Raw genomic sequence first — 17,695 nt, 5'->3', positions numbered from 1 at the left:
GGTCGGCGGCGTGTGCCGCGGGCCCGGCCCTCCTTCCGTCGGACGGTCGGACGGCCCTGCGGTCAGACCAGGGTCGCGAGCACCGACGGGTCGTACGGGACCGCCCCGGCCAGCCCGCCGCCGAGCGCCCGCTCCGCCCAGTCGGGGTTGGCCAGCAGCGGCCGGCCGACCGCGACCAGGTCGAACTCGTCGCGTTCCAGCCGCTCGACCAGCTCCTCGATGCCGGTGAGCCCGGCCGGCCGGGTGAAGCCGTCGGTGAACACGCCCTCGCCGTACTGGCGGTCCAGTCCGACCGAACCGACCGTCACGGCGGCCTTGCCGGTGAGCTTGCGCGCCCAGCCCGCCAGGTTGAGGTCGCTGCCCTCGAACTCGGGCAGCCAGTAGCGGCGGGTGGAGGCGTGGAAGGCGTCGACCCCCGCCTCGGCCAGCGGGGTCAGCAGCTGCTCCAGCTCCTCCGGGCTCTCCGCGATCCGGGCGTCGTAGTGGTCGACCTTCCACTGGGAGAGCCGGAAGAGGACCGGGAAGCCGGGGCTCACCGCCGCGCGGACGGCCTGCACCACCTCGGCCGCGAACCGGGCCCGGGAGGCCGGGTCGCCGCCGTAGCGGTCGGTGCGGCGGTTGGTGCCGTGCCACAGGAAGTCGTCGATCAGGTAGCCGTGCGCGCCGTGCAGTTCGACCCCGTCGAACCCGAGCCGCTCGGCGTCCGCGGCACCGCGCGCGAAGGCGGCCACGGTGTCGTCGATGTCCTGCCGGCTCATGGCCCGCCCGGCCGGGTTGCCGTCCAGGCCGATCCCGGAGGGCCCCTCGGCGGGCGGTTCGGTGCCCGGGCGCTGCACCCCGGTGTGCCACAGCTGCGGGACGATCCGGCCGCCGGCCGCGTGGACCAGCGACACCACCCGGGACCAGCCCGCCAGGGCCTCCTCGCCGTGGAAGTGGGGGACCCCGTCGTAGGCCGCGGCGGCGGGGCGGCCGATGTAGGTGCCCTCCGTGACGATCAGCCCCACCCGGTGGGCCGCACGGCGGGCGTAGTACTCCGCGACGTCCGGGCCCGGCACCCCTCCGGGGGACTTCATCCTGGTCATCGGCGCCATCACGATCCGGTTCGGGACCGTCAGGTCGCCCACGGTGAACGGCTCTCCCAAGCCCGCCATTGTTCCTCCCGAGTTCGTCTGAATTCCGGGCCGGACGCCCCGGGCGATATCCCGCCGCGCCGCGGCGGTGTTTCCGTCCGTCGTGTACCGGAGGTCCGTGCGTCGGCAATTCGACGATTATCGGGGCTATCGTTCCCGGCGTCCAGCGGCATCGGCCCGCCTTGGCGAGCGGACCGAATTCCTGCACCGCGCCAGGCGATGCACTGCATCGACACAATCTTCTTGACCTTGCCGAAGCGGGTCGCGGATAGTGGTCCGCGGTGGTTCCGCGCCGCCCTTCCGCATCGGCACCGGGTCGTGCCCGCTCATGTGCCGAAAGGCGTCTCCTCTGCCGAAACGCGTCGCGGAGCAGGTTTTCCGACCAGGGAGAGGCGGCGGCACCGGAATGGAACGGGAACTGGCGGGAAAGCGGGCGGTGGTCACCGGCGGAAGCCGCGGCATTGGCGCCGGCATCGCACGGAAGCTGCTGGAGAGCGGCGCCACCGTCGTCACCACCGCGCGCAGACCGACCGGGGACACCCCGGCCGAATCCGCCTTCGTACCGTCCGACCTCAGCACGGCGGCCGGTGTCCGGGAATTCGCCGACACCGCGCTGGAAATCCTCGGCGGCGTGGACATCGTGGTCAACAACGCCGGCGGCTGCCGGACCTTCCAGAGCGCACTGGACATCGAGAAGGACTGGCAGTACACCGTCGACATCAATTTCCTCGCCGCCGTCCGGCTCAATTCCGCACTCGTCCCCGTGATGCGTTCGGGGGGCGGCGGCGTCATCGTCCACATGTCCTCGATCGCCACCGTCTCGTCCTATCCGGTGATCCTGCACTACGCCGCCGCGAAAGCGGCCCTGGAGGTCTACCACAAAGGGCTGGCGACCGAACTGGCGCCGGACGGCATCCGGGTCGTCGCGCTTTCCCCCGGGAACGTCATGACGCCGGGCGCGGACGAGGCCCGGGACGGGATCGCCGACCACCTCGGGCTCGGGACGGACACCACGGACTGGGCCGAGGGGATCCCGCTCGGCCGGATCGGGCGCACCGAGGACATCGCCGAGGCCGTCGGGTTCCTGGTGTCCCCGCGCGCCTCCTGGATCACCGGCAGCAACCTCGTCATCGACGGCGGGCGGATCGCGGCACTGTGACCGCCCCCGGGACCGGAAGGACTGACAACATGACCGCGACGGACGACGGGCCCCGGGCCTATCCGTTCGGCCCGACGCACCGGCTCGACATCGACCCGGAGCTGGCCGCGGTCTGCGGCGAGCAGCCCGTGCTGAGGGTCCGTCTGCCGTTCGGCGGGGACGCCTGGCTGGTCAGCCGCTACGCCGACGTCCGCGCCGTGCTGGCCGACCCCCGGTTCAGCCGCGCCGAGGCGGTCGGCGACCACGTGCCCCGCACGGTCTCGGCCGGCCTCCCCCGCACCTCGATGCTGAGCATGGACCCGCCCGAGCACACCCGGCTCCGGCGCCGGGTGGCCAACCCGTTCACCCTCCGCCGGGTCGAGGCGCTGCGGCCGCGCGCCCAGGAGATCGTGGACGAGCTGCTGGACGCGATGATCGCATCGGGCTCGCCGGCCGACCTGACCAAGGCCCTGACCTGGCCGCTGCCGGTCACCATGATCTGCGAACTGCTCGGGGTGCCGCTCGCCGACCGCGACCGGTTCAACTCCTGGGTCGACGGCCTGCTGACGCTCTCCGACCCCGAGCTGTCCGCCCGCGACCGCGGGCACCTGAACGACTACCTGGCGGGCCTGGTCGCCGAACGCCGGGTCCACCCCACCGCCGACCTGCTCGGCGAACTGGCCTCCGTCGAGGGCGAGGAGAACGCGCTCACCGAGGAGGAACTGGTCGGCCTCGGGGTCAGCCTGCTGTCCGCCGGCCAGGAGGCCACCGCCAACCAGATCGGCAACTTCGTCTACACCCTGCTGACCCGCCCCGAGCTGTGGCGGGAGCTGGTCGCCGACCCCGGCCTGATCCCCGGCGCGGTGGAGGAGCTCTCCCGGGTCGTCCCGATCAGCGCCACCGCCGGGTTCACCCGGATCGCCGTCGAGGACCTGGAACTCAGCGGGCAGAAGATCCGCGCCGGCGACGCGGTGGTCGCCGAACTCGGGCTGGCCAACCGGGACCCGGAGGTCTTCGAGCAGCCCGACCGCATCGACTTCCACCGCAACGCGTCCCCGCACGTCACCTTCGGGCACGGCGTGCACCACTGCCTCGGCGCGCAGCTCGCCCGGATGGAACTGCGCACCGTGCTCGGCTCCCTGATCCGCCGGCTGCCGGATCTGCGCCTCGCCGTCCCGCCCGAGCAGATCGGCTGGCGCACCGAACGCCTCATCCGCGGGGCCGAAGCCCTGCCGGTCGCCTGGTGAGCTCCGCCACGGCCGGGGCCGGCCGCCGCCCGGCCGCCGCCCCGCCCCCGCGTCCGGTGGAAGGGCCGGGCGCGACGGGGCAGTCCGAGGCCGTCCGGGCGGCGCTCGCCGATCCGGCCATCAGCCCGGCCGAGATCATGGCGACCGTCATGGCGGCCTACCGGGACCGGCCCGCCCTCGGCGAACGCGCCCGCGACCACGCGACGGGGCGGCTGCTCCCGAGGTACGACACGATCAGCTACGGGCAGCTGTGGGCCCGCGTGCGGGCGCTCGCCGGGGCCTGGGCGCACGAGCCCGGGTACCGGCTGGCCCCGGGCGACCGGATCTGCGTCCTCGGTTTCAGCAGCACCGACCACGCCACCGTCGACCTGGCCGGCGTCCACCTGGGCCTGGTCTCCGTGCCGCTGCACGCCAGCGCGCCGCTCTCCCAGCTGGCGCCGATCGTCGCGGAGACCGGGCCGCGGGTCCTCGCCACCAGCGTCGAACGGCTGGACACCGCCGTCGCCGCGGTGCTCGGGCAGCCGTCGGTCCGCCACCTCCTGGTGTTCGACCACCACCCCACGGTCCCCGCCGAGCGCGCCGCCGTCGAGGCCGCCGCCCGGCGGCTGGCCGAGGCCGGCGGCACCGCCGCGCTCGACACGCTCACCGCCGCGGTCGGGCGCGGCGCCCTGCTGCCCGACCCCCCGCTGCACGTCCCCGCCCCGGGCGAAGACCCGCTGGCCCTGCTCCTCTACACCTCCGGCAGCACCGGCGCCCCGAAGGGGGCGATGTACCCGCAGCGCCTCGCCCGCAACGCCTGGTGGGGATTCGTCTACGGGCCCGCCGACGTGCCGTCGGTCGTCGTCCACTACATGCCGCAGAGCCACCAGGCGGGCCGGATGTCGGTCCTGGGCACGCTCGCCCGGGGCGGCCTGGGCTGCTTCACCGCCAGGAGCGACCTGTCCTCCCTGTTCGAGGACATCGCGCTGGTCCGGCCCACCGAGCTGACCATGGTCCCCCGGATCTGCGACATGCTCTTCCAGCGGTACCGCGGCGAGCTCGACCGGCGGGCCGGCCGGCCCGGCGACGTCGACGCGGCCGTCAAGGCCCACCTGCGGGAGAGCGTCCTGGGCGGGCGGGTGGCGAAGGCCTTCTGCGGGACGGCGCCGCTGTCCGCCGAGGTGGCGGAGTTCGTCGAGTCCTGCCTGGGCCTCCACCTGTACACCGGGTACGGCTCGACCGAGGCCGGCGGGGTGCTGCTCGACACCGTGGTGCAGCGCCCGCCCGTCCTCGACTACAAGCTGGTCGACGTCCCGGAGCTGGGCTGCTTCCGCACCGACCGGCCGCACCCGCGCGGCGAGCTGCTGCTCAGGACGAGCGCCGCCATCCCCGGGTACTACCGCCGGCCCGAGCTCACCGCCGCCGTCTTCGACGAGGACGGCTACTACCGCACCGGCGACATCATGGCCGAGGTCGGGCCGGACCGGCTGGTCTACGTCGGCCGCACCAAGGACGTGCTCAAGCTGTCCCAGGGCGAGTTCGTCACCGTCTCCCGGCTGGAGGGCGTCTTCCTCGGCAGCCCGCTGGTCCGGCAGGTCTTCGTGTACGGCAACAGCGAGCGCGCCCACCTGCTCGCCGTGGTGGTGCCCACGCCGGAGGCGCTCGACGGCGCCGACGGCGACCCGGCCGCGCTCAAGCCGCTGATCGACCGGGAACTGCGGCGCACCGCCCGGGAGAACGGGCTCAACCCGTACGAGGTGCCCCGGGACTTCCTGATCGAGACCGAGCCCTTCAGCCCGGCCAACGGCCTGCTCTCCGACAGCCACAAGCTGCTGCGCCCGAGGCTCCTGGAGCGCTACGGCGGGGCCCTGGAGCGCCGCTACGCCGAACTCGCCGACGAACAGGGCCGGCAGTTGCGGGAACTGCGCCGGACCGGTGCCGACCGGCCGGTCCAGGAGACCGTGAACCGGGCCGTGCGCGCCGTCCTGGGCCGGGCGGACGCCGGCGTGGACGCCGGCGCGCGGTTCACCGAGCTCGGTGGCGACTCGCTCTCCGCGCTGTCCTTCACCACCCTCCTGAAGGAGGTCCTGGACGTCGAGGTGCCGGTCGGCGTCGTCATCGGTCCGGCCACCGACCTGGCCGCAGTGGCGGCCTACGTCGAGGCCCGGCGCACCGCCCCGGGGAGCAGGCCCACGGCCGCCTCCGTGCACGGCGGCGGCGCGACCGAGGTCCGGGCCCGCGACCTCACCCCGGACCGGTTCATCGACGCCCCTACCCTGGCCGCCGCGCCGGGCCTGCCCGGCCCCGCCGAGTCCCCCCGGACCGTCCTGCTGACCGGCGCCAACGGGTTCCTCGGCCGCTTCCTCTGCCTGGAGTGGCTCCGCCGGCTGGCCCCGTCCGGCGGCCGGCTGGTCTGCCTGGTCCGGGGCCGCACGCCGGCCGACGCGGCCGAACGGCTCGCCCGGGCCTTCGGCGACGGGGGCGAGGCCTCCCGGCGGTACCGGGAACTGGCCGCCGGCACGCTGACCGTCCTCGCCGGGGACCTCGCCGAACCGCGCCTGGGCCTGGACCGGGCGGTGTGGAACGGGCTGGCCGAGTCGGTGGACCTGGTCGTCCACCCGGCCGCGCTGGTCAACCACGTGCTGCCGTACGCCGAGCTGTTCGGCCCCAACGTCGCGGGCACCGCCGAACTGGTCCGGCTGGCGCTCACCGAACGGCTCAAGCCCGTCACCTACCTGTCCACCGTGGCCGTGCGCGGCGGGGCCGGGCCGTCCGCGCTCGACGAGGACGCCGACGTCCGGGAGGCGATCCCGCGCCGCCGCCTCGGCCGCGGCTACGCCGACGGGTACGCCGCGGGCAAGTGGGCGGGCGAGGTGCTGCTGCGGGAGGCCCACGAACGGTACGGCCTGCCGGTCACCACGTTCCGGTCGGGCATGATCCTCGCGCACAGCAGGTACCCGGGACAGCTGAACGTGCCCGACGTGTTCACCCGGCTGGTCCTCAGCCTGGTGGCCACCGGGATCGCCCCGCGGTCGTTCCACCGCGACGACGCGCCCGCGCGGTACGACGGCCTCCCGGTCGACTTCCTCGCCGAGGCGGTCACCGCGCTGGGCGACCCTGGCCCGGACGGCTACCGCACCTACAACGCCTGGAACCCGCACGACGACGGCGCCTCGCTGGACACCCTCGTCGACTGGCTCGTCGAGGACGGCCACCCGATCAGGCGCATCGACGACTACGACGACTGGTTCGCCCGCTTCACGACCGCCGTCCGGGCCCTGCCGGAACGCCGGCGCACCCACTCGGTGCTGCCCCTGCTGCACGCCTTCGAGCAGCCGGGCGACGAGCGGCCCGCCCCGGCCCCGCGGTTCCGGGAGGCCGTCCGGGCGGCCGGGATCGGGCCCGACCGGGACGTGCCGCGGCTGTCCCCCGCGCTCGTCGCCAAGTACGTCACCGACCTGCGCGGCCTCGGCCTGCTCGACCGGCACCCCTCTCCTTCCCGCCCGCACTGAACGGAGAAGCCCATGGAACAGGACCTCGACGCGACGGTGGACGCCGGTCTGCGGCTGCTGGAGTCGCGCGACCTCGCCGGCTTCCGGGCCCTGTGCACCCCCGGCGCCACGGTGTGGCAGAACGACGGCGACGGCACCCAGCCGATCGACGCCCGGCTGGAGCGGATCGCCGCATTCCTCGCCACCGTCGACTCCCTGCGGTACGAGGTCGTGCGCCGGTTCCACAAGCCCGACGAGGTGCTCCAGCAGCACGTCCTGGTGCTGGAGGCGCCGGACGGCAGCCGGAACCGGGTCCACGCCACCACCTACTTCCGGTTCGAGGACGGGCTGATCGCCGAGATCGAGGAGCACCTGCAGTAGTCCCGGTTCCCTGGTTCCCTGGATCCGCGGGTCCACGGCTCCGGGGCCCCTGGATCCCTCAAGTCGCTGGTTCGTCAAGGAGGTTCGGTGACCGTCCGGGTCGTCTACGCGTCGTTCGAGTTCCAGTTCCCGCTGGGCGGCGTCCGCGTCCTGAACCAGCAGGTCGCGCTGCTGCGGGCCGCCGGCGTCGAGGCGTACCGCTGGACGCCCACACCGGGGTTCCGCTACACGTGGTTCGACGACGACGTGCCGACGCTGTCCGGGACGACCCTGGACCTCGGGCCCGAGGACGTGCTCGTGCTGCCCGAGGTCAGCGTGCTGCCGGGCCGCGACCCGGCGCCCGGCGGCCGCAAGGTCGTCTACTCGCAGGGGCACTACGTCCACTTCCTGACCTGCCCCGCCCCCGGCCCGTACCCGGGCTGGTCGGCCCGGCCGGCCCTGTGGACGGTCTCGAAGGCGGGCGCCGCCATGCTCCGCCGCGCCCTGCCCGGGTTCGAACCGCACCTGGTGCCGAACACCGTCGACACCGGATTGTTCCGGCCGGCGTCGACCGGGCGGGTCCGGCGCATCGCGTGGATGTCCCGCAAGCGCCCCGTCGAGAGCACGCTGCTCCACCGCCTGCTCCACGCCGACCCGCGGTCCAGGGGCGTCGAGCTGTACGACATCCACGCGGTTCCGCACGAGGAGGTCGCCCGCGTGCTGTCGGACACCTCGGTGTTCATCGCGCTGGGAGCGCCCGAGGGCGAGGGCTTCGGACTGCCGCCGGCCGAGGCGATGGCCAGCGGCTGCCTGGTGACCGGTTACGCCGGCGGCGGCGGAGCGGAACTGTTCGACTCGCCGTCCGCGTGGCGGATTCCGGAGCTCGAAACGGACCGGCTGGCGGACCGGGCCCTCGAACTGCTCGACCTGCCCGGCCAGGACGAGGTGCGGCGGGCGGGCCGCCGCTGGGTCTCCGAGCGGTACACCACCGAGGCCGCGGTCGAGGCGCTGCTCGACGGCCTCCGCAAGGCGCGCGCCCTGCCCGGCGGCGCGGCCACGGCCACCCATCCGGCCGCCTGGATGGAGGAGTTGCTGAGGCACTTCCCGATCCCGCCGGAGGCGTACGGCCGGGTGGAACCACCGACCGTCTAGCACCCGCCGCCCTTCGGCGCATCGACCACCCCGGATGGAAATGGGGATTACCCCCCGGTTATCGTGGGCACCAGTGCGAATCGGGGACCCCTCCCCGCTTCCTTCGGACCGAGGTGCGTGCACATGACCCGGAATCAGAGCCCTGGGCGGGGGCAGCGGGCCGCCGACTGGGCGGACGGCCGGCTGGGGATCTACTCCCTGGCCAGGGCCAACCTGCGGAAGATCTTCCCGGACCACTGGTCCTTCATGCTGGGCGAGATCTGCCTCTACACCTTTCTGATCATCATCCTGACCGGTGTCTGGCTGACACTGTTCTTCAAGCCCAGCATGGGCGAGGTGGTCTACGCCGGCTCGTACGTGCCGCTCAAGGGCGTCCCGATGTCGGAGGCCTACGCCTCCACCGTGGACATCAGCTTCGAGGTGCGCGGCGGCCTGCTGATCCGGCAGATCCACCACTGGGCGGCGATCGTCTTCGTCGCCGCCATGTTCGTCCACATGATGCGGGTGTTCTTCACCGGCGCCTTCCGCAAGCCGCGCGAGATCAACTGGGTCTTCGGCTTCCTGCTGCTCTTCCTCGGCATGCTGGACGGCTTCTTCGGCTACTCCCTGCCCGACGACCTGCTCTCCGGCACCGGCATCCGGTTCATCGAGGGCTCGATCCTCGCCGTACCGCTGGTCGGCACCTACATCCAGATGTTCCTGTTCGGCGGGGAGTTCCCCGGCCACGACATCGTGCCGCGGTTCTTCACCATCCACGTGCTGCTGATCCCGGGCATCATGCTCGGCCTGCTGGTGGCCCACCTGATCCTGGTCTTCTACCACAAGCACACCCAGTGGGCGGGCCCCGGAAAGACCGAGAAGAACGTCGTCGGCATGCCGCTGATGCCGGTCTACATGGCCAAGGCCGGCGGGTTCTTCTTCCTCGTTTTCGGCATCGTCGCGCTGGTCGCCGCGATCGCGACCGTCAACCCGATCTGGGCGTACGGCCCGTACCGCCCCGACCAGGTCTCCACCGACGCCCAGCCCGACTGGTACATGGGCTTCGCCGAGGGCCTGATCCGGATCATGCCCGGCTGGGAGATCGGGCTGTGGGGACACACCCTCAACCTCGGGGTGCTCATCCCGTTCGCGCTGTTCCCGCTCGTCCTGGGCGCCATCGCCGTCTACCCGTTCATCGAGGGCTGGCTGACCGACGACAAGCGGGAGCACCACCTGCTCGACCGGCCGCGCAACGCGCCCGTCCGCACCGCGCTCGGCGCCGCCTGGATCAGCCTCTACCTGGTCGCCCTGGCGGCCGGCGGCAACGACCTGATCGCCACCCACCTGCACCTGTCGCTCAACTCCATCACGTACGCCGCCCGCGTCGGCTTCTTCGCCGTCCCGGTCGCCGTCTTCGTCATCACCAAGCGCTGGTGCCTCGGCCTCCAGCGCCGCGACAGGGAGAAGGTGCTGCACGGCCGCGAGACGGGCGTCATCAAGCGCCTGCCGCACGGCGAGTTCACCGAGGCGCACGCCCGGCTCACCCCGCGGGAACTGCACCTGCTCACGGCGCACGAACAGCCCCGCCCCCTCGAACTGCCCGCCCCGGTGGACGAGAATGGAGTGGCCCGCCCGGTGGGGGTGCTCACCCGCACCCGGACCCGGCTCTCCCGCGGGTTCCACGGCGAGGGCGGCCAGATCCCCAAGCCCACCGCCGAGGAGTTCCACGAGATCACCGAGGGCCACGGGCACTGACCCGCGCCCCCCGATGGCACAGGGAGGACAGGTGCACGACCGAACCGACCGAAGCGACCGAAGCGACCGAAGCGACCAAGCCGACCGGACCGACCGGATCGCCGACAGCAGGTACCTCCTGCTCACCACCTTCGGCGAGGACGGCAGCCGGATGGAGTCGCAGCTCTGGGTGGTGCAGGACGGCACGGCCCTCGGGGTCTGGACCCCGGCCCACTCCGGCGAGGCCGAACGGATCCGCCGCCACCCCCGGGTGCTGATCGGCCCCTGCGACGCCCACGGGCGCCCCACCGGCCGCCGGGTCCCGGCCCGGGCCCGGCTCTGCGACGCCGACGACACCGCCCGCTACCGCACCTCACTGATCAACAAGTACGGCCTGACGGCGCTGATCGCGCTCGCCCGCAGCCGGTTCCGGGTGGGGCTGGCCGGGACGGTCGGCATCCGGATCACGCTGAACGAACTCGAACAGCGACTGGTCGGGCCGGAGTGGCTACCGCCGGCCACCTACTGCGTCAACTGACGGATCGTCCCGTCCGATCGTCAACCTCCGTCGAGTGCCGGGGCCTTGAGAAGGTCCGCCCCGGCACTCGGCGCTTTCCCGGCACCTGGACGCGACGCGTGGCAGCGGGCCGGAGGTCACGACAGTGGGTGGGGCCGGAGGTCACCACAGCGGGTGAGGCCGGAGGTCACGACAGCGGGTGGGTCGGGACCGGACTGACCTCCTGGATCTCGGCGTGGGCCTTGGTGAGCAGCTGCGAGGCGAGCTCGTTGAGCGCGCGGGCCCCCGCGATCTCCTCGCCGACCCTCAGCTGCTCCGGGTCGGAGGGGTGGCGGCTGCTGTAGCCGTGGGCGCGCAGTTCGCTCCCGTCGCGCAGCCGCAGCAGTGCGGCGGCGCTGGTCCGCGGCCCCTCTTCGCGGAACTCCATCTCGATGTGCCAACCGACCAGAGTCTGCATGGCGGATCACCTCCATCGGTTACCCCTCCAGAGTGCGCCGCACCCACCGTGAACACCAGGCCAGCCGGGCGGGGCGGTACCGGGGGCGGCACCGGCACCGAGTTGAACGTGTTCAACTCCGCCGCGTAGAGTCGGTGGCGCAAGCTATTTGAACGCGTTCAAGGGGGTGTGTCCACGATGGCCGCGTCCGCGCTGGCTGTGACCACGACGGCCGTGTCCGCGATGGGCCCGGGCACCACGGAACTGGTCGACCTGCTGGTCCTACTCGGCATGGGCGCCGTCGTGCCGCTCGGCCTCGCCCTGGTCGACGAGCCCGGCCTCGCCCGGGTCCGCCGGCTCTGGCCGCTCGCCGCCGTCCCCGGCGCGCTCTCGCTCTGGCTGCCCCGCGGCGGCGGCCTCGCCACCGGCTGCGCCCTGCTCTACGCGCTCGGCACCCTGGCCGTCGCCCTGCACGCCCCCCTGCGGCTGGCCCGCACCCGCTCGCTCGCCCCCGCCGAGGTCGCGGTGCTCACCGCGCTCGCCGCGCCCTCGGTCGCCGGGGTCGCCCTGGTCGCCGAGCGCTCCGGCTACCCGCTGTTCGGCTTCGAACCGCACATCCTGGCGCTCACCGTCCCACACTTCCACTACGCCGGGTTCACCGCCGCCCTGGTCGCCGGGCTGGTCTGCCGCGCCGCCCGCCCGGGCTCCGCCCCGGCCCGCTGCGCGGCACTCAGCGTCCCGGCGGGCACCCTGCTGGTGCTGGCCGGGTACTTCCTCGGCAACTGGTGGCAGTTCGCCGGGGCCGCCGTCCTGACCACCGGAATGTGGCTGGTCGGCCTGGTCACCTGGCGCGACCTGCGCCCCCGCGGCGGCGACCGGACCACCGCCCGGCTGCTCGCCGCCTCCTCGGCCGTCCTCGCGCTCACCATGCTGCTCGCCCTGTGGTGGGCACTCGGCCGGGCCGCCGGACTCCCCCACCCCACCCTGACCTGGATGGCCGCCACCCACGGCGTCGGCAACGCGCTCGGCTTCGCCCTCTGCGCGCTGCTCGCCTGGCGCCGGATCACCGCGGACCGGACCGCAGCGGCCCGGATCGACGCGGCCCGGACCGACACGACGGAGACCGCCCGATGAACGACTACAGCTACCCCGAGCAGGGCGCCAGCCGCACCGGCCGACTGCCCACCGGCTACAACCACCTGCGGCACAGCGCCCTCATCGGCCACGGCCGCCCCGCCCTGGAGGCCGCCGGCGCCGCCCTGCTCGACTGGCGGATGCACCGGCTCGCGGGCGTCCGGATCGACGCGACGGCCGACCGCGCCGCCCCCGGCGTCGCCGTGCACTGCGCCATCGGCCTCGGCCCCCTGCGGGCCGGCGCCCCCAACCGGGTCCTGGCCGCGACCGACGGCCCGGACCGGTACGGCTTCACCTACGGCACCAGGACCGGCCACCTGGCCCAGGGCGAGGAGACCTTCCTGGTCGAACTCACCCCCGACGGCGAAGTCCGGTTCTCCGTCACCGCCTTCAGCCGCCCGGTCGCCTGGTACGCCCGCCTCGCCGGCCCACTCCTCCCCCTCGCCCAACGCGCCTTCGCCCACCACTGCGGACGCGTCCTCACCCGCATCGCGGCCCAGGCCGCCTGAACAGCGCCCCACCACCAACCACCCGATCCCCCTGGCACACCCCCGCTCGCCAACCCCCAGCCCCCACACACCCACATCCCGGCACAGACCACCTGGAGGGGCAGCTCGCCACCACCGTCATCAACCAACCCACCCGACGCTGCGGGCCCACACCCACCCCCATCGCGGCGCAGACCGCCTGAGCGCTGGCGGAGTGGCCGCCCGAGCGCCTCGCGAAGGCCGGTCGGATGGCGAGCCGGTCGAGCGGCAACCGCCCGACGGCATCCGACGCCGCAGGCCCGCACTCACCCACATCGCGGCGCGGACCGCCCAGGCGATGGCGGAGTGGCCGCCCGAGCGCCTCGCGAAGGCCAGTCGGATGGCGAGCTGGTCGAGCGGCAATCGCCCGACGACAAAGGCCAGTCGGGAGAAGCTCTGCCCGAAACTGAAGGCCCGCAACCGACCCCCGTCCCGGCACAGGCCGGCCGAGCGACGGCGGCAGGCGTCGGCTTGATGGCAGGGCCAGCCGAGCCATGGTGAAGGCCAGTCGGGCGACTGCCGCCGGGCAGCGGAGGCCGGTCGGTTGGGGCGTGCTTGTTCGGACAGCGGAGGTCGGTTGCGGCAGCGCTCCGCCCGACACGGCCGGCCCACACTCACCCACATCGCGGCGCAGACCGCCTGAGCGCTGGCGGAAGCCGGTCGGAGGGCGGGCCGGCTGGACGGCGGCGGTGAGATGGGCGGCCGCGGCCGAGCAGGTGGCGGCGGAGGCCGATTGGGCCTCCGGGCCCGTCGGGCGGGGCGGGCTCGGCCGCGGGGCGGGGATCGACTGGGCGGGGGCGGGGGCGTAAAACCGCTGGTCGGGGCGGTGGTGTGTTCGGGATGATCGGCGGATGACGTCGATGCGACCGGTCCTGGAGATCTTCGCCCCCGACGGCTTCACGCTCTGGCCGACGGCCGAGCTCGGGCCGTACGGCGATCTCACGCTGGACGGGCGGTTGACGTCGGACGAGGTGGGCACGGCGGTGTGGCGGCTGGCGGACTGCAACGACGTCGAGCCCGACCCCGGGCAGGCCGAGGGGCGCGGCCCCCGGCCGGCGGACCCGTTGGGCGCCTTCCTGCACGGGCTGTCGAGCGAGCCACACCCCTACGCCCCCGGCGGGCTGGTGGTGACCGACTCCGCCACCGGAGCCGTCTTCAGGCCGGGCTGCTGCAACGGGCTGGAGGACTGGCGCGAGTGGCTGGACGTCACGGACGGGCCCGGCACCGCCTGGTTCGGCCACGACCCCGACGCCCGGGCCGAGTGCGTCGGCCGGGTGGTCCGGCTGACCCAGGACAGCGAGAACCCGGACAGCCCGGTGGTCGAGCTGCCGGTGGACGAGCTGCGCCGGCTGCTCGCCGGGGCCGAGCGGGACCTGCGCGACTTCCTCGCGCTCGCGGCGGGCTGGGCCGAGCGGCAGCTGCCCGGGCACGCCGCCGCCGTCACCGCCGCGCTCGCCCGAGCCCTGGACCTGAACCTGGAGCCACCGTCATGACCAGCTTCCACACCCACCGGGCCCGGGTGCACGACGCCTCGCTCCCGCTGTACCGGCGGCACAGCGCGCTGCGCACCTGCCTGACCCTTTTCGCCCCGTACGGCCTGCGGGCGACGTACCACCACCTCACCGTCAGCGCCCGGATGCCGCGCCTCCTGGAGGCCGACCCGGACGCCCTGGTCCGCGCGGTGGACGAGTTGCACGAGGCGCGCGAGCTGTGGCGGGCCAGGGCCGAGGAGTACGCGGAGCGGCGCCGGGCGCAGAAGCGGGCCGGGCGGCGGCTGCCCCCGGAGACGGCCTGGTGGCACGTGCGCTGGTGGGGTTCGCCGAACGCGGCCTGGGAGCACGACCCGTTCCTGCACCCGCCGTTGCGGCTGCCCGACTACGTCCGGCGGCAGAACGCGCTGCTGGACGGCGTCGTGCTGCCCGGCTGTCCGGCCTGCGGGGAGCAGGGCCCACCGGTGCCGCTCCCGACCGGCCCCGGCCCCGGCGACGGCGACGGTCACAGCCGCGGCCGGGCCGAGCTGTGCCGCTGCTGCGCGCGGGTGCTGACGCCCTGCGGCTGCGGGCAGTGGCACAGCTTCGAGCCGCCGCTGCGGACCGGCTGGAGCCGGCTCTGGGGCCGGGAGCACATGACCGGCGGCGGCGAGCCGAGCCCGCACTGGCCGGGCGTCCGGGGCACGGCCCGGGTGGAGCGGCTGGAGTCGTACACGATCCGCTGGGGTTCAGGGCTGGTGTACGGGGATCGCGACCAGTAGCGCGCCGCCGTCCTGGACGCGGACCTCGAAGTGGTCGATGTCCGCCAGTCGGAAGGCCGCGCCGCCGGTGGTGCGTACGGTGCCGTCGCCGCTCCCGCCGCCGCTCCCGTAGCCGCCCGCCGGGACGGACCAGGTGGTGACCGTCTGCTGCTCGCCGGTGTGCGAGACGGCGACCAGGCTACAGGTCAACGGGCCGTGGACGCCGGAGAGTTGCAGGCTGACCTGGGTTCCCCAGGCGGTGCCGTCCAGGCCGACCGTCGCGTGCGCGCCGGTGCCCGGGTCGGTGGCGCTGAACTGCTCGGCCACCGCGACCACCGCCGGGGTGTTGTCGGCGGTGAGCACCGCGGCGGTGACGGCGGGGCCGGCCGCCACCATCGCGGTGGCGGCCAGGGCCAGCACCAGCCGCCGCACCCGGCCCCGCCGCCGGGTGGCACCGACCTCGGCGACCAGCCGGTCCAGCAGCCGGGGGTCCGGCTGTGGAGCGGGACCGGCCGGGTCCGCCCCGGCCGCCCGCGCGGTGGCCGCGTACTCGGCCAACAGCGGCTCCATGGGCCCGAGTTGGGCCACCTGTTCGGCGCACTGCGGGCAGTCGGCGAGGTGCCGCTCGAAGGCGGCGCGCTCGGCGGGTTCCAGCAGTCCGAGGAGGTACGCGCCGGCGTCGACGTGCACCGGGCCGCCGGGGCCGGGGTCGGGGTCGCGGCCGGGGCCGGGGCCGGGGTCGGGGTCGCGGCCGGGGCCGGGGCCGGGGTCGGGGTCGCGGCCGGGGCCGGGGCCGGGGCCGGGGTCGGGGTGCCTGGTCACGATGTCACTCCCCGTTCCTCCAGCGCGAGCCTGAGCGAGCGCAGCGCGTAGAACACCCGCGAGCGCACCGTCCCGGCCGGGATGCCGAGTTCGGCGGCCGCCTCGTTGGCCGTACGGCCCTTCAGGTAGGTCTCGACGATGATCTCCCGGTGCACGGGCGAGAGGTCGCCGAGCGCGTCCGCGACGGTCATCATCCGCAGCGCCCGGTCGATCTCGTCCTCGGCGGGCAGCTGCTCCAGCGCCGAGGCGTCCACCTCGCGCGGCCGGGCCATGGCGCCGCGGTGGCCGTCGATCACGATCCGCCGCGCGACGGTGACCAGCCAGGGCCGCAGCGAACCGGCCTCCGGGTCGAGCCGGTGGATGTTGCGCCAGGCGCGGAGCAGGGTCTCCTGCACGACGTCCTCGGCCCGCTGGCGGTCCCCGGCGACCAGGTGGAGCACGAACCCGAACAGCGGACCGGCATGCTCCCGGTACAGGGCGCGCATCAGGTCCTCGTCCGGCGCCCCCGTGTCGTGGCCGCCGGTGCGGCCGACGGGGTGCTCCTCGGTCACCACTTCATCGTTGCGCACCCGGTCCTCCTGGGCGAGGGCGGTCGGAGCCGGTCATCGGAACCGGTCAGTAGCCCGGGGTGCTCGGCATCGGGTTTCCGGGCGTCTGGTTGCCGGGCGCCGGGGTGCCGGGCGCCGGGCCGGAGTTCGCGGCGCCCGCCCTGCCGCCGGTCGGGGTCAGCGCGAACCAGGTGCCCGCCACGCCCTGGCCCTTGGTGTCGCCGGGCTTGGTGTCCGGCGAGTAGCGGTAGGCCGGCCAGCCGTTCAGGGTGACCTGCCTGGTGCCGTCGTCGCGGGTGACGGTGCCGACCAGCTTGCTGTCGATGCCCTTCACCGTGACGTTGCCGTCGGCGTGCTCGGGCGGCCAGATGACGGCGCAGCTGCCGTTGCAGTAGGACTCCGGCGGACTGTTCCGGTCCTGGTCGAAGCGGTAGAGCGTGAAGCCGGCGCTGTCGGTGACGATCGTGCCCAGCTTCGGGTCCTGGGCGGTCCGCAGGGTGACGGCCGCCGGGGTGCTCGGACTGCTCGGGCTGCTCGACGGACCGGAGGATCCGCCGGACGATCCGCAGCCGGCGATCAGGGCGGCCGCCGCGATGCCGGACGCGGTCAGCGCGAGCGTCCGCCGGGTGCGGAGTGTGCTGCGCATGGGGTACCTCCCTCGGGGGGAAGGGGTCGGAACGGACCGGACACCCTTCCGTACGGGCGGCGGCCGCCGGTTGCTCACTCCCGGGCACCCGGGGCACCGGGGACCGCCGTCGCACAGCCGCCGCGACACCCGGCGGAATACCCCGTCGACCGGGACGGTTGTGGCGGGCACATGGCCTGAACCGCCACCTCCGGAAGGGAAGGAATCACGAGATGAGCAACACGGTCGAGCTGACCAGGGAGAACTTCGACGAGATCGTCCCGGGCCCGGAGGGCAAGGACTTCGTCTTCATCGACTTCTGGGCCGGGTGGTGCGGGCCGTGCCGCCAGTTCGCCCCGGTGTACGAGAAGGCCGCCGAGCGCCACTCGGACCTGGTCTTCGCCAAGGTGGACACCGAGGCGCAGCAGGAGCTGGCGGCCGCGTTCGACATCCAGTCGATCCCGACGCTCGCGATCATCCGCGAGGGCGTGCTCGTCTTCTCGCAGCCCGGAGCGCTGCCGGAGGCGGTGTTCGAGGACCTGATCGGCCAGGCCCGTGAGCTGGACATGACCGAGGTGAAGCGCAAGGTCGCCGAGGAGCAGGCGGCCGGCGGCCAGGCCTGATCCGGACGTCCGAGGGCCCGGGG

The 17,695-nt window shown here is 74.1% G+C and carries 17 protein-coding genes; 12 read left to right on the top strand and 5 right to left on the bottom strand.

Going from position 1 to position 17,695, the window contains the following annotated elements:
* Positions 1-62 precede the first annotated feature (62 nt).
* On the bottom strand, positions 63-1,151 hold the full coding sequence (locus ACFU6K_RS08830; protein WP_380661765.1) for an NADH:flavin oxidoreductase: 1,089 nt from the start codon (positions 1,149-1,151) through the stop codon (positions 63-65).
* A 385-nt stretch (positions 1,152-1,536) separates the two neighbouring features.
* Here ACFU6K_RS08830 and ACFU6K_RS08825 point away from each other — a divergent pair, with 385 nt between their 5' ends.
* The 7 genes from ACFU6K_RS08825 (at position 1,537) to ACFU6K_RS08795 (ending at position 10,748) form a co-directional block, all read left to right on the top strand.
* Positions 1,537-2,289, top strand: a complete 753-nt coding sequence (locus tag ACFU6K_RS08825) for an oxidoreductase (protein WP_380661764.1) — start codon at positions 1,537-1,539, stop codon at positions 2,287-2,289.
* Positions 2,290-2,318: 29 nt separating this feature from the next.
* Entirely contained in the window at positions 2,319-3,515 is a 1,197-nt protein-coding gene (locus ACFU6K_RS08820) for a cytochrome P450 (RefSeq protein ID WP_380661763.1), read from the top strand.
* The gene (gene car, locus ACFU6K_RS08815) at positions 3,512-7,006 is read left to right on the top strand and encodes a carboxylic acid reductase (RefSeq protein ID WP_380661761.1); all 3,495 of its coding nucleotides are present in this window, start codon (positions 3,512-3,514) and stop codon (positions 7,004-7,006) included. The genes ACFU6K_RS08820 and car overlap by 4 nt, the downstream gene beginning before the upstream one ends.
* A gap of 12 nt (positions 7,007-7,018) precedes the next feature.
* Complete coding sequence (locus ACFU6K_RS08810; RefSeq protein ID WP_380661760.1) at positions 7,019-7,366, top strand: nuclear transport factor 2 family protein; 348 nt, start codon at positions 7,019-7,021, stop codon at positions 7,364-7,366.
* A gap of 87 nt (positions 7,367-7,453) precedes the next feature.
* Positions 7,454-8,497 (top strand): glycosyltransferase, encoded by a 1,044-nt coding sequence (locus tag ACFU6K_RS08805; protein ID WP_380661759.1) that lies wholly within the window; start codon positions 7,454-7,456, stop codon positions 8,495-8,497.
* A gap of 123 nt (positions 8,498-8,620) precedes the next feature.
* Positions 8,621-10,231, top strand: coding sequence for a cytochrome bc complex cytochrome b subunit (locus ACFU6K_RS08800; RefSeq protein ID WP_380661758.1), 1,611 nt, complete (start codon positions 8,621-8,623; stop codon positions 10,229-10,231).
* Between the two features lie 31 nt (positions 10,232-10,262).
* Positions 10,263-10,748 carry a PPOX class F420-dependent oxidoreductase gene (locus tag ACFU6K_RS08795; RefSeq protein WP_380661756.1) on the top strand — a complete coding sequence of 162 codons (486 nt, stop codon included), beginning with the start codon at positions 10,263-10,265 and terminating at the stop codon, positions 10,746-10,748.
* Between the two features lie 166 nt (positions 10,749-10,914).
* On the opposite strand, the gene ACFU6K_RS08790 is transcribed toward ACFU6K_RS08795, so the two are convergent.
* Positions 10,915-11,184 carry a DUF1876 domain-containing protein gene (locus ACFU6K_RS08790; RefSeq protein WP_380661755.1) on the bottom strand — a complete coding sequence of 90 codons (270 nt, stop codon included), beginning with the start codon at positions 11,182-11,184 and terminating at the stop codon, positions 10,915-10,917.
* A 222-nt stretch (positions 11,185-11,406) separates the two neighbouring features.
* Here ACFU6K_RS08790 and ACFU6K_RS08785 point away from each other — a divergent pair, with 222 nt between their 5' ends.
* From ACFU6K_RS08785 to ACFU6K_RS08770, 4 genes are all read left to right on the top strand, one after another.
* Positions 11,407-12,297 carry a YndJ family protein gene (locus tag ACFU6K_RS08785; protein ID WP_380661766.1) on the top strand — a complete coding sequence of 297 codons (891 nt, stop codon included), beginning with the start codon at positions 11,407-11,409 and terminating at the stop codon, positions 12,295-12,297.
* Positions 12,294-12,806, top strand: coding sequence for a DUF1990 family protein (locus tag ACFU6K_RS08780; RefSeq protein WP_380661753.1), 513 nt, complete (start codon positions 12,294-12,296; stop codon positions 12,804-12,806). Before ACFU6K_RS08785 ends, ACFU6K_RS08780 begins: the two co-directional genes overlap by 4 nt.
* An 869-nt stretch (positions 12,807-13,675) precedes the next feature.
* Positions 13,676-14,317: a hypothetical protein gene (locus ACFU6K_RS08775; protein ID WP_380661752.1), complete on the top strand. Its 642-nt coding sequence runs from the start codon at positions 13,676-13,678 to the stop codon at positions 14,315-14,317.
* Positions 14,314-15,075: a hypothetical protein gene (locus ACFU6K_RS08770; RefSeq protein ID WP_380661751.1), complete on the top strand. Its 762-nt coding sequence runs from the start codon at positions 14,314-14,316 to the stop codon at positions 15,073-15,075. The genes ACFU6K_RS08775 and ACFU6K_RS08770 overlap by 4 nt, the downstream gene beginning before the upstream one ends.
* Here the strand turns inward: ACFU6K_RS08770 and ACFU6K_RS08765 are convergent.
* Genes ACFU6K_RS08765 through ACFU6K_RS08755 form a run of 3 tightly spaced genes read right to left on the bottom strand, consistent with a single transcriptional unit; the run spans position 15,043 to position 17,070 of the window.
* A complete protein-coding gene (locus ACFU6K_RS08765; RefSeq protein WP_380661749.1) occupies positions 15,043-15,876 on the bottom strand; it encodes an anti-sigma factor family protein in 834 nt (277 codons plus the stop codon). The two genes, ACFU6K_RS08770 and ACFU6K_RS08765, sit on opposite strands and share 33 nt — an antisense overlap.
* Positions 15,873-16,445 carry a sigma-70 family RNA polymerase sigma factor gene (locus ACFU6K_RS08760; protein ID WP_082345936.1) on the bottom strand — a complete coding sequence of 191 codons (573 nt, stop codon included), beginning with the start codon at positions 16,443-16,445 and terminating at the stop codon, positions 15,873-15,875. The genes ACFU6K_RS08765 and ACFU6K_RS08760 overlap by 4 nt, the downstream gene beginning before the upstream one ends.
* 46 nt (positions 16,446-16,491) lie before the next feature.
* The gene (locus ACFU6K_RS08755) at positions 16,492-17,070 is read right to left on the bottom strand and encodes a hypothetical protein (RefSeq protein ID WP_380661748.1); all 579 of its coding nucleotides are present in this window, start codon (positions 17,068-17,070) and stop codon (positions 16,492-16,494) included.
* 212 nt (positions 17,071-17,282) lie between these two features.
* Here ACFU6K_RS08755 and ACFU6K_RS08750 point away from each other — a divergent pair, with 212 nt between their 5' ends.
* Positions 17,283-17,672, top strand: a complete 390-nt coding sequence (locus tag ACFU6K_RS08750; protein WP_380661747.1) for a thioredoxin family protein — start codon at positions 17,283-17,285, stop codon at positions 17,670-17,672.
* Positions 17,673-17,695: the final 23 nt, after the last annotated feature.

Source organism: Kitasatospora sp. NPDC057512, assembly GCF_042802135.1.
GTDB lineage: Bacteria > Actinomycetota > Actinomycetes > Streptomycetales > Streptomycetaceae > Kitasatospora.
Note: the sequence above shows the minus strand (reverse complement) of the source record. Positions and strands in the feature narration are given on the sequence as shown.